Below are 12077 nucleotides of genomic sequence, written 5' to 3'. Positions count from 1 at the left end.
CTTGTTAACGGGGAAGCTGCGATCAGGCGCGAAGTTTCTCGCCTTTGGGGTCAAACGGCGGTTCGTGCAGGATGCGGGCCTTGTGGGGCTGGCCCAGCACCATCACGTCAACCTCGTCTCCGGGTTCAGCCTCACCTGTCCGGACATAGCCAAGCGCGAGGCTCATACCCACCGTATAACCATAGGTGCCGGATGTGACACGCCCGATACCTTTGCCATTCTTGAAGATCGGCTCGCCACCGGTTGCATCGGCGTTCGAGGCCTTTGTGGCCTCTTCGTCGATATGGATCAGCACCAGATTTTCGCGGGTTGGCTTCGACAGCGCCTCCTGCGCGGCGGCCTTGTTGAGGAAGTCCTTGTCCATCTTGCAGAGCGCATCAAAGCCAACCTCGTGGGGGAAGTATTCGGGCGAATATTCGCGCGACCACGAGCCATAGCCCTTTTCGACCCGCATAGACATCAGAGCCCGGGCGCCCACGGGGCCAGCGCCGAATTCCTTACCTGCCTCAATCAGCGCCTCGTAAAGCCGTTTCTGATCCTCGGTGTTGCAATGCAGTTCCCACCCCAGGTCGCCGGTGAAGGAGACTCGCAGGGCAAGACATTTCACCCCTGCCAACTCGATCTGTTGCGAGCGCATGAAGGGGAAATCTTCGGTTGCCAGCGAGGCATTGGTGAGGCGTTGCAGCAATTCGCGCGATTTCGGCCCGGCGACGTTGAAGCCACACATAGCCTCGGTAAAGCTCTCGAATGTGGTGCCCTCGGGCAGCAGGACGCTGTCGAAAAAGCGTTTGTGATAACGCTCGGCCATCCCCGATGAGACGATCCAAAATTCATCTTCGGCCACGCGGGTCACCGTGGCGTCACCGGCAATGCCGCCACGCACACCAATCAGTGGCGTCAGGCAGGACCGGCCGATGCCCTTGGGCATGCGGTTGGCAAAAACCGAGTTTAGCCAGTCGGACGCCCCCGGCCCCTTGCAGCGGTACTTGGCAAAGTTCGAGATGTCGATAATGCCCGCCCGGTCGCGCAGCATCTTGCATTCATCGCCCACGGGGCCCCACCAGTTCTGGCGGGTGAAACCGTTGGTGTCTTTCGCACCGGCCTCCCCGGCGAACCATTGCGGGTGCTCCCAGCCGTAGTTGAGGCCAAAGACACCGCCCATTTCCTTTTGCATCTCATAGACCGGACGGGTTTTCAGCGGGCGGCCCGCGGCGCGTTCCTCGTTCGGGTAATGGATGGCGAAGCGGTGTCCATACTGGTCGGCAACCTTGGCTTTGACGAATTCCTTGTTGTTCGCCCAAAGGCCGAAGCGGGCGATGTCCCAGGGGAACATGTCATATTCCATCTCTCCGGTGGTCAGCCATTGCGCCACCATCAGACCCATGCCCGCCGATTGCGAGAAGCCAGGGATGATGCCGCCACAAACGAAGTAGTTCTTCAGTTCCGGCACCGGACCCAGGATCACGTTACTGTCGGGCGACCAAATCATCGGGCCGTTGATCACCCGCTTGACGCCCGCCTCGGCGGCAACCGGCACGCGGTCCATAGCGCGCATGACGTTGTCCATGATCCGGTCCAGATCATCGGCAAATAGGTCATGGGCAAAATCGAGCGGAGTGCCGTTTTCCGCCCAGAATTTCATGTCCTGTTCATAGGCCCCGATCAGCAACCCCTTGCCTTCCTGCCGCAGATAATATTCGCCATCTCGATCGGCGACCGAGGGCAGGCGCCGATCCATCTGATCGATCTCGTCAATGGTCTCGGTCACGAAATACTGGTGTTCGGTCGGTTGCAGCGGCAGTTCGATCCCCGCCAGTGCAGCCACTTCACGGCCCCAGAGGCCCGCCGCGTTGATCACCCACTGGGTTTCGATATTGCCCTTGGGGGTTTCGACCGTCCAGGTGCCGTCAGGTTTCTGGATCGTACCGGTGACCGGTGTGAAGCGGTGGATTTCCGCCCCGCGCTGCCGCGCACCGACCGCATAGGCGTTGGTCACGCCCGAGGGGTCGACATTGCCGCCATCGGGTTCCCACATGATGCAGCGGATACCGTCGAAATTGACCAGCGGGTGCAGTTCCTCGGCCTGTTCGCGGGTGATTTCGCTGAAATTCATGTTATAAAGCTTGGCCTTGGCCGCTTGCAATTTCAGCTGATGTTCGCGTGCCTCGGTCTGCGCCAGATAAAGCGAGCCGGGCTGGAAGACGCCGCAGGACTGGCCGGTTTCCTCTTCAAGCGAGTTATAGAGGTTCATCGTATAGTGCTGCAGACGTGAGATATTGGCGCTGTCATGCAGCCCGTGGATATTGGCCGCCGCGTGCCAGGTGGAGCCTGACGTCAGCTCATCGCGTTCCAGCAGGACAACATCGGTCCAGCCGAGTTTGGTGAGGTGGTAGAGGATCGAGCATCCAATGACGCCGCCGCCGATGACAACTGCCTGTGCATGAGTTTTCATGGTTCTTCCCTTGGTATCCTTTGGGCCAGAGTGCCGATTCTGCGACCCAGCCGGTTGCCCTTTCGCGACAAGCTTAGCCGTTACCTTACAAATTCGGTTAAGGAATGCGTCAGGTTCTGTCGGATTTCAGTCATCAGGTACAAAATTGGTGATTTTGGTACAAATCCGGACCTCTGACGCCAACAACAGCCGAGTTGCGACGTAACCTGTCGGTTTTTGACAGGCTGGTCAGCGGGCGGCGATTGAGGATACAAAAAAACCAAATCGGGAGGGGTCTCATGCAAACCACCACAAGAGTGGCTGTGATCGGCGGCGGTGTTGTCGGGTGTAGCGTCCTATATCACCTGACCAAGCTGGGCTGGTCGGATGTGATGCTGATTGAACGGTCCGAGTTGACCAGTGGCAGTACCTGGCACGCAGCTGGCGGATTCCACACGCTCAATGGAGATACCAACATGGCCGCGCTGCAAGGCTACACGATCAAGCTCTATAAAGAGCTGGAAAAGATCACCGGCATGTCCTGTGGCTTGCACCATGTCGGCGGCGTAACGCTGGCGGATAATCAGGACCGGTTCGACATGCTGCTCGCTGAGCGCGCCAAGCATCGTTACATGGGGTTGGAGACCGAAATTGTCGGCCCTGATGAGATCCGCAAGATTGCGCCGGTGACCAATACCGACGGAATATTAGGCGCGCTATACGATCCGCTCGATGGCCATCTGGACCCGTCGGGCACGACCCACGCCTACGCCAAGGCCGCGCGCATGGGCGGGGCCACGATCGAAACCCACTGCAAGGTGATCGAAACCAACCCGCGCGATGACGGGACATGGGATGTCGTCACCGAAAAGGGCACGATCCATGCCGAGCATGTGGTCAATGCCGGGGGCCTCTGGGCGCGCGAGGTGGGGGCGATGGCGGGGGTCTACCTGCCGCTGCACCCGATGGAGCATCAGTATATCGTCACCGACGAGGTGCCCGAGATCGTCGAACGTGACGAAGAGCACCCGCATGTGATGGACCCGGCGGGCGAAAGTTATCTGCGGCAGGAAGGGCGCGGGCTTTGTATCGGGTTTTACGAACAGCCCTGCAAACCCTGGGCCGTCGATGGCACGCCCTGGGATTTCGGGCATGAACTCTTGCCCGACGATCTGGACAAGATCGAGGACAGTATCGAGTTTGCCTATCGACGCTTCCCGGCGCTGGAGCGCGCCGGCGTCAAATCGGTGATCCACGGGCCGTTTACCTTTGCCCCCGATGGCAACCCTCTGGTGGGTCCCGTGCCGGGGATGAAAAACTACTGGTCGGCCTGCGGCGTGATGGCCGGGTTCAGCCAGGGCGGCGGCGTCGGGCTGATGCTGGCACAATGGATGGTCGAAGGGGAATGCGAACGCGACGTGACCGCGATGGATGTGGCCCGTTATGGCGACTGGATCACACCCGGTTACACCCGCCCCAAGGTGATCGAGAATTACCAGAAACGCTTCTCAGTGGCCTATCCGAACGAGGAACTGCCCGCCGCGCGCCCGTTCCGGCAGACGCCGATGTATGATGTCTTTGACAGCATGGGCGCGGTCTGGGGGCAGCAATATGGGCTTGAGGTGGTCAATTACTTCGCCGAAGGGGAGGAGCCGCGCTATGAGACGCCTTCCTTCCGCCGCTCCAATGCCTTTGAGGCCACGGCGCGCGAGGTCCGGGCGGTGCGCGAGGCGGTAGGTATCAACGAGGTGCATAATTTCGGCAAATACCTAGTCACCGGCAAGAATGCCCGCATCTGGCTTGACCGGATCATGGCCGGACGTCTGCCCAAGCCGGGACGGATCAGCCTCACGCCAATGCTCTCGCACAAGGGCCGACTGATCGGGGATTTCACCGTCTCGTGCCTCTCAAACGAGGCGTTCCAACTGACGGCCTCTTACGGGGCGCAGGGCAATCATATGCGCTGGTTCGAGACCAACGAGGTCAAGGGCGTGATCGTCGACAATATCAGCGACCGGCTGAACGGTTTCCAGATCGCCGGGCCAAAAGCACGCGAGGTTTTGCTAGCCTGCACCCGCGCTGATCTGGGCGACATGCGCTTCATGGACCTGCGCCATGCCACATTGGGCATGGTCGATTGCCTGATCCAGCGGGTCAGCTATACCGGCGATCTGGGCTACGAGATCTATTGCGATCCGATGGCGCAGCGGGCTCTTTGGGAGGTGTTGTGGGAGGCGGGACGACCGCTTGGCATGCGCCCCTTCGGCATGCGGGCGATGATGTCATTGCGCCTAGACAAGTTCTTCGGCTCGTGGCTGAACGAATTCTCGCCGGATTATACGCCCGCCGAAACCGGGATGGACCGGTTCACCAGCTTTGCGAAACCTTTCGAGTTCATCGGGCGTGAAGCGGCCAAGATTGAACGCGACAATGGCGCCGCACGCAAGCTCTGCGCCTTTGAGGTTGACGCGCTGGATGCCGATGTGGCGGCGTACGAACCGATCTGGATCGATGGCAAGGTCGAAGGCTTCTGCACCTCTGGCGGGTATTCGCATTATGCGGGCAAGTCGATTGCATTGGGCCTGATCCCTACAGAAAAGGTACGGAACGGGCGGGCGGTCGAGATCGAGATACTGGGCGAGATGCGCCCTGCGCGCCTGATCACCGAGCCGCTGTTCGACGCCGATGGCGCGCGGATGCGGGGCTGATGCTGATCGTCATTCCGGCGGCGGGCGCCTCCTCACGGATGCGCGGACGCGATAAGCTGCTGGAACTGGTGGACTATCAGCCGCTTCTGGCACAGCGGATAGCCGTGGCGCTGGAAACCGGTGCCGACGTGCTGGTGACTTTGCCGCCAGACAACCCCGAGCGTCGCGCGATCGCCGAAGGCATCGTGGATGATAGACTTGATCTTGTGATCGTCGATGACGCCGCTGAAGGCATGGCCGCCTCGATTCGTGCGGCGGCGGCATTTGCCCAGCAGCAAGATGCCGATGCGCTGATGCTGGTGCTGGCCGACATGCCCGAGATCGACGTGAACGACCTGCGCACGATGATGCGCGCCTTTGACAGTGAAACCGTCATGCGTGGGATGGATACCCGGGAACGGCCCGGGCACCCGGTGCTTTTTCCCGCACGGTTGTTCCCGGCGCTTGCGGAGGTTTCAGGTGATCAGGGCGCGCGGGACGTTCTGGCGGACGAAAAGGTGGTCATGATTCCATTGCCGGACTGTCACGCCACGACAGATCTGGACACGCCCGAAGACTGGGCGGCGTGGCGTGGGCCTAACTCTCCCTAGCGGCCGATTTCCGAGATCAGCAGCTCAGCCTCGTGCGGCTTTAACGACAGGCGGGCGGCTTGATATCCGTTCAGCCCCGATGGCGCGGCCAGCTCCGGAAAAAGCGTCAGGATTTCGTTGCGTTGCGCCCGCCCTACGCTGCGTAAAGAATAATCGCCGGGCTGGAAGCTTTCGGACCACGCACCATTCGCCAGAATGACCTCATGACGGCGGAACATCACATGCACATAGGTGACGCCCGAGGTCTCGGGACATTCTACTCCCTCGAGGTTTATCAGGTTTTTGGCGGCGATCAGCACCTCTCGTTCACCGAACATGACCTCTGCCAGCTCGTTCCTCAGAAGCATGCGGTGGTTTGGGCTGACCCGGATGTCACGATCCGGCGTCTCAGGTCCCAGCGCCCCGGCACGAATAAGAACCGGTCGCAGGTCGGGAGCCGACGCCAGCGCTTTGGCATCAAGCATGTGCCGGCCGGTCCAGCGGACTTCCTGCAGGCCGTTGTCGCGGGTCACCACCCGGTCGCCCGGACGCAGCTCTTCGACCGGGCGTTCCCCCTTGATTGTGGCGATCAGGGTGCCGGGCGTAAAGCAAGGTACGAAATTTGTGGCAAAGCGATCACCGGTCAGATTATAGCCCTGCCCCCGCTGACCACCGGCATAGAGCGGTGAGTTCAACGTGATCGAGGCAATCGGCCCGGAGCCAAGCACCGCCGCGTCGGCGTTGTTGGCAAATTCGGGCATAAGATAAACATCGCCATTGGTGTCCTGTGACAACACCGCGCTGACTGTTCCGGTTGTGCCATCCTTGAAAGTGATGGTGGCGTTGAACAACATCGTCGCGTCATGGGTCTTCTCAACGCCGTCGATGGTGAACGTGTCATTCGATGCATTGTTATCGGTATCGTAGACGCCGGCGCTACCGCCGCCAAACCCGGTGGAACCGGGGGCAAAATCCCGAATGGCCGTCTCGGACAACGGATTAGCCAGCGAGCCATAGGTGCCCAGCCAGGAATTCACTGCCCCCTGGCTTACGCGCGTATTTCCCTCAACGGGATCGATATCGCGCAGATTGCCGATAAAGATAACTTCGAAACTTGTTGACATGACCCGGTTCCTACAAAGGGCGCAATACATTGTCCTGCAACCCGCGCCGCCAGACTTAAGTTACGCAGAGGCAATTGCAACTCAAAGGGGAATTTCTCACGTAAAGTTGCAGGATTTAGCTTATTCCGTGAGGTTGAAGCCTTGCCCAGCTGTTCGAATGCCGGAAACGAAACAATCCCGGCCAATGGCCGGGATTGTTTACGCTGAAATCGAACAGCCCCCGCAGTCGATTTCCGGGGCCAACCTGTGCACAGGCCGGCCAGCTGCATTACATTACTTTGCCAAAAGCCTCGCTTCATGGCGTTTAAGTGTTTTTCGCGCCGCCTGGTAAGCGTGAACCCCCTCCTGGTTGCGCAGCTCTGGGAAGAGATCGAAAATCTCGTCGCGTTGATCGTCGCTCATCCCATCCAGCACCTGATCACCGGGCTGGAAACTTTCCGTCCAAGAGCCATTAGACAATACAACCTCATGTTGTGCAAACATGAAATGGATATATGTCACGTCGCCGGCGTCAGCTTGCGCGACGCCCTCCATGTCGGTCAGGTGTTTGGCCGCCGCCAACACTTCGCGTTCTTCAAAGTAAAGCGCGGTCTTGTCGTTGTTTACGAGGATGCGGTGCTGCGGACTGACCAGTAGGTCACGCTCGGGCAGATCATGGCCCAGCGATCCGGCGCGAATCAGGATCGGTTGCAGATGCGGCGCCTGTTGCAGCTCTTGCGCGGTCAGGCCACGCTTGCCAATCCACTGGATTGGCTGCAGGCCATTGTCACGGGTGATCACACGGTCGCCCGCCTGAAGGTCCTGCACCCTGACCTCGCCGCGTGGCGTGGCGATCACCGTGTCAGGCGTGAAACAGGGAATGACATTTTCGATATTGGCGAATTGCATTGTGCCGGTGACAGTGCCGCCCGCATTGACGAATTCCACAAACCCGTCTTCTTGATCGGGCGACCTATAGTTGACCCGCAAGCTGCCACCCGGATTTTCCGCCTCTGCCGCGCCGGTCAGATCGAGCGTGTCGAAATCATCCCCCGACTCGTTGCCATCAACCACATCGCCTGCGGTGATGCCGGTAAAGGTATCTCGGTCAGCCCCGCCCAGCAGATCGTCGCGCCCCCGGCCACCCGAGATGATGTCGTTACCCGAACCGCCGATCAGCGTGTCATCACCTCGACCACCGGACAGATCATCATCCCCGACGCCGCCAAACACCAGATCATCGCCCCGGCCACCTGAAACCTCGTCATCACCGTCGCCCGCCAGAACCGTGTCATCGCCGCCGCGCGCCCGAACGATATCGTCGTTGGGCCCTTCGCCGGGCAGAATTTCATCCAGATTGTCGATGCGGTCACCATCCGGGTCGCCGGTGTAGGCGATGTCGATCAGGTCGTCATCGCCAGTGCCATCGACGATCCCGTCGCGCATGTCGGCCCCCACGGAGACGGTCACCGTTGCTGTATCTGTTCCGCCAGCGCCGTCGCTGATCGTGTAGCTGAACGTATCTTCGCCGACGAATTCGCTATTGGGCGTATAGGTGATTGTTCCGTCGGGATTGATCGCGGTGATGCCATTGGCACCATCAGTGGCACTCGTGACCTCAAGCAGATCGCCATCGACATCGCTGTCATTGTCCAGCACGTCAATCACGATTTCATCGCCGAAACCCGTCGTTGCGATATCGTCAACCGCGTCGGGGTCATCATTGACCGCCCTGACGGTGACCGTCACCGTCGCCGTGTCAGTACCTCCGTCGCCATCGCTGACGGTATAGCTGAACGTGTCGGTGCCGTTGAAATTGGCATCGGGCGTGTAGGTGATCGTGCCGTCCGGATTGATCACTGTAGTGCCGTTCGCGCCATCACTTGCCGCACTCACCTCCAACGGATCACCATCAGGGTCGCTGTCATTATCCAACACTTCGATGATGATGTCGGTATCCTCATCCCCCTCGGCATCGTCATCGGCAGCCACGGGATCGCCCCCGGCGAGCGTATCTGCATTGTAAATAGCGACATAATCAATGGTGCCGTCGAAGTGATTGCCGTACCGGCCATCATCGACCTCTCGCGCGCCGAAGGTCCAGCTTTCGTCGTCGTTATCGGTGACGTCCATCGTCAGGCCGGGATTGTCGGCGGTAAGCGTGACCTCGGTATTCTTGGTCAGATTCTCGACCTGAAAGGTCAGCCCGCCGTCAGGTGACCAGGAATAGGTGGCCTTGATACTGTCACCCTCCTGGAGAAATTCAGGACCGGTTACGAGGTTTACATCGAATCCGTTGTCGCAGTGCCAGACCTGCACCGCGCCATCCTGCGTCACGCTGAGTTCAAACCAGCCTTCCTGATTTGCGTCCGCCTGCTCGCCACGATTCACGATCGTGTCGGGCGATGTGCCGATATGGCTGTTCTGGGTGAAGGCGACGGCAATGGTGCCTTCGGCCAGATCGAACGGTTCGTCATTGCCGCCCGCGACCTCGAACATGCCACAACCACCGGTATGCAGCGCGCCGTCCGAAATCCGGGCATCCCCCTCAAGCTCGCCATTTTGGGCGACGCCATCGGCAAGGCCGGTATCTTCTGTTGGTCCGGTATTCAGAAAGTCCCACAGCCCGATCAAATTGGCCGCAAATGGATCATCGAAATTATTCGACATCATCTTCTCCTACCCTGTGGCTGGCCGGTGCCGAAGGGCCGGGCCACAGAAACCATTTACCTGTACCCGCACGCGAGAATCACGCCTGGGCCTACTGCACACACCTCGATACTGGCCGGGAGATGATCCATCGACTGTCGATGGAAAGGACCGCGACGAACAAATGTCGCACTCCGATAAACGTTCGCAATGCCCTTTCAGGCTCAGCGCTCGCAGCTCTCCCGCATCTTCGGTGATGCGCGTCTTGTGCGGTCGCCCCCGTGACCTAAAAACATCGCCCCCCAGTTGGGCCCACCAGTTGTAACAAACCGATATGCGCAACAAAGCGAAAATTGTCAGAAATTTGTCATTATGGCGGCGAACGAGGCGCGATCCGGCCAGTTTTAAAGACACTGATTAACAACCCTGAGTTTAGTTTCACTTCTCCCGGATAATACGAATCCAGCTTTTTGCAAGAAAAACAGTGTTAATTTTCACAAGTTTACAACCCTGAAGATGTATCCCTGCACGATCTCAACCACCATCGCAGCGATATGAACAAGCCACACGCGCTCCGACCTGACCGCAGTGCCACGACTAGGCGAAAACTATCCAATAGCGGCATATTCGAAAGACAGTCGCAAAAACGGAAACAATGAAACCACGGCGCCGAATCGACTTCGGGTCTTGTTTACGACTGCGGAGAGCTGGTACCCAAGGCCGGACTCGAACCGGCACGCCCGTTAAGGCGGGGGATTTTGAATCCCCTGCGTCTACCATTCCGCCACTTGGGCACGGGCCTAGCTCTACCCAAGTGGCGCGGCCACGTCCAGTACCGTTTCGCCGTTTTTTGACCGGTTCAGACGCCGCGGGGTTGACCCGCCCTGCCCTGCATGCTCTGTCGCGGCCATGACGCAACGGAAAGACCTAAGCCTATGATCCGACGCCTTTATGACTGGACCATCCGCATGGCCGATCACCCGCGCGCGCTGTGGGTTCTGGCCTTCGTGGCCTTCATCGAAAGCTCGGTCTTTCCCATCCCGCCGGATGTGCTGATGATCCCAATGATCCTGGCGCGGCCGAACCGGGCCTGGCTGGTCGCAGCCGTGGCGATGATCGCCTCGGTGGTGGGCGGATTGCTGGGCTATGCCATCGGCGCGCTGGCCTATGAACAGATCGGCCAGCCCATCCTCGAGTCGCTGGGCAAAACAGACGCAATGGGCGAATTCAGCACAAGATTCAACGATTTCGGCTTCTGGGCAGTGCTGACCGCTGGTATCACCCCCTTCCCCTACAAGGTGATCACGATCATGTCGGGCTGGACCGGTATGCCACTTGCGACCTTCATCATCACTTCGATCCTGGCGCGCGGGTTGCGGTTTTTCCTGGTGGCGGGCCTGTTGTTGAAATTCGGCTCACCCATTCGGGAATTCATCGAAAAGCGCCTGGGCTTGATGACCATCCTGTTTGTGGTCTTGTTGTTCGGTGGGTTTTATGCGGTGAGGTATTTCTGACCATGACCACGCGGCAACGCTGGATCGTGATGGCGGCAGGCGGATCGGCCCTTCTGATGCTGGGCGCGCTGGCGTTTCAACATCTGGGGGGGATGGCGCCCTGCAAGCTTTGTATCTGGCAAAGATGGCCACATGTCGCCGCCATTGTTATCGGTGTGATTGCCTTTGTCATCCCCGGACGGTTGCTGCCGCTGATGGGTGCTGTCGCGGCGCTTACCACGTCGGCGCTCGGGGTTTACCATGTCGGCGTCGAACAGGGGTGGTGGGAAGGCCCAAGCTCTTGCAGCTCTTCCGGCGTGTCGGGAATTTCAACCGACGATCTCTTTAATCAAATCATGAACGCGCCGCTGGTGCGGTGTGACGAGATCCCCTGGCAGATGTTGGGTCTGTCGATGGCAGGCTGGAACGCTTTGATCTCTCTTGGGTTGGTCGTGTTTTGGTTGCAGGCGGGACAACGTCAAAGCCGCGCATAAGGCGCCATAACGAAAGCCTCAAAGTATCCTCCCCCCGCAGCGCGAGTATACGGTTGAATTCCCCAACCCGGCCAAGCAGGTCGGTAGCCAGCCGTTTCTTCACATCTAATATTTTTGTCAAATACGAGTAATTCGGTGTATACACCGACCTCAGCATACCCAAATCACATAAAACGGACTTTGTAATTTAATATTGACGCAGACCAATGCAGGCATAATCCTAGCTCATGAGGGGGGCACAAACCTGGGCAGTTTGGCAATGTAGTTAGAGGAGTAACAATAGCCATGATTAACAATGAATATTTGGAAGAAACAATTTCGCGTAGCAACTCACTGCTCAGAATTGGCCTAATCGGAATACTCGCAAGTACTGCGTTTGGCGTCGCTACTTTATCAACCACAACCGTTGCATATGCTCTAAGCGGCGAAGGTGGCAGTGAAGGCGGCGGTGAAGGCGGCGGTGAAGGCGGCGGCGAAGGCGGCGGTGAAGGCGGCGGTGAAGGCGGCGGTGAAGGCGGCGGCGAAGGCGGCGGTGAAGGCGGCGGTGAAGGCGGCGGCGAAGGTGGCAGTGAAGGCGGCGGTGAAGGCGGCGGTGAAGGCGGCGGCGAAGGCGGCGGTGAAGGCGGCGGT

At 59.2% G+C, this 12077-nt stretch carries 8 protein-coding genes and 1 tRNA gene; 4 read left to right on the top strand and 5 right to left on the bottom strand.

The window, feature by feature from the left end; all coding sequences use genetic code 11:
- Positions 1-22: 22 nt before the first annotated feature.
- Entirely contained in the window at positions 23-2452 is a 2430-nt protein-coding gene (locus LC334_RS14425; RefSeq protein ID WP_085799667.1) for a GcvT family protein, read from the bottom strand.
- A 278-nt stretch (positions 2453-2730) separates the two neighbouring features.
- On the opposite strand from LC334_RS14425, the gene LC334_RS14420 reads away from it, so the two are divergent.
- Complete coding sequence (locus tag LC334_RS14420) at positions 2731-5139, top strand: GcvT family protein (protein WP_085799668.1); 2409 nt, start codon at positions 2731-2733, stop codon at positions 5137-5139.
- The gene (locus LC334_RS14415) at positions 5139-5729 is read left to right on the top strand and encodes a nucleotidyltransferase family protein (RefSeq protein ID WP_085799669.1); all 591 of its coding nucleotides are present in this window, start codon (positions 5139-5141) and stop codon (positions 5727-5729) included. Before LC334_RS14420 ends, LC334_RS14415 begins: the two co-directional genes overlap by 1 nt.
- On the opposite strand, the gene LC334_RS14410 is transcribed toward LC334_RS14415, so the two are convergent.
- The 3 genes from LC334_RS14410 to LC334_RS14390 all read right to left on the bottom strand — a co-directional run bounded on the left by LC334_RS14410 (position 5726) and on the right by LC334_RS14390 (position 10254).
- Positions 5726-6832 carry a Hint domain-containing protein gene (locus tag LC334_RS14410; RefSeq protein ID WP_085799670.1) on the bottom strand — a complete coding sequence of 369 codons (1107 nt, stop codon included), beginning with the start codon at positions 6830-6832 and terminating at the stop codon, positions 5726-5728. The genes LC334_RS14415 and LC334_RS14410 overlap by 4 nt on opposite strands.
- Before the next feature lie 273 nt (positions 6833-7105).
- Positions 7106-9481, bottom strand: coding sequence for a Hint domain-containing protein (locus LC334_RS23070; protein ID WP_085799800.1), 2376 nt, complete (start codon positions 9479-9481; stop codon positions 7106-7108).
- Positions 9482-10168: 687 nt separating this feature from the next.
- Positions 10169-10254: transfer RNA gene (locus LC334_RS14390), tRNA-Leu, on the bottom strand.
- Between the two features lie 141 nt (positions 10255-10395).
- On the opposite strand from LC334_RS14390, the gene LC334_RS14385 reads away from it, so the two are divergent.
- Positions 10396-10974 (top strand): YqaA family protein, encoded by a 579-nt coding sequence (locus LC334_RS14385; RefSeq protein WP_085799671.1) that lies wholly within the window; start codon positions 10396-10398, stop codon positions 10972-10974.
- Positions 10975-10976: 2 nt separating this feature from the next.
- Entirely contained in the window at positions 10977-11447 is a 471-nt protein-coding gene (locus LC334_RS14380; protein WP_085799672.1) for a disulfide bond formation protein B, read from the top strand.
- A gap of 417 nt (positions 11448-11864) precedes the next feature.
- Here LC334_RS14380 and LC334_RS14375 read toward each other — a convergent pair.
- The coding region (locus LC334_RS14375) for a hypothetical protein (RefSeq protein ID WP_223413012.1) at positions 11865-12077 on the bottom strand (213 nt) is incomplete at its 5' end.

The organism is Roseovarius aestuarii (genome assembly GCF_019966515.1).
Taxonomy (GTDB): Bacteria; Pseudomonadota; Alphaproteobacteria; order Rhodobacterales; family Rhodobacteraceae; genus Roseovarius; species Roseovarius aestuarii.
Note: the sequence above shows the minus strand (reverse complement) of the source record. Positions and strands in the feature narration are given on the sequence as shown.

Coding starts and splice junctions, on each gene's coding strand:
- LC334_RS14425 (WP_085799667.1), bottom strand. CDS start 2,452: ATGAAAACTCATGCACAGGCAGTTGTCATCGGCGGCGGCGTCATTGGA.
- LC334_RS14420 (WP_085799668.1), top strand. CDS start 2,731: ATGCAAACCACCACAAGAGTGGCTGTGATCGGCGGCGGTGTTGTCGGG.
- LC334_RS14415 (WP_085799669.1), top strand. CDS start 5,139: ATGCTGATCGTCATTCCGGCGGCGGGCGCCTCCTCACGGATGCGCGGA.
- LC334_RS14410 (WP_085799670.1), bottom strand. CDS start 6,832: ATGTCAACAAGTTTCGAAGTTATCTTTATCGGCAATCTGCGCGATATC.
- LC334_RS23070 (WP_085799800.1), bottom strand. CDS start 9,481: ATGTCGAATAATTTCGATGATCCATTTGCGGCCAATTTGATCGGGCTG.
- LC334_RS14385 (WP_085799671.1), top strand. CDS start 10,396: ATGATCCGACGCCTTTATGACTGGACCATCCGCATGGCCGATCACCCG.
- LC334_RS14380 (WP_085799672.1), top strand. CDS start 10,977: ATGACCACGCGGCAACGCTGGATCGTGATGGCGGCAGGCGGATCGGCC.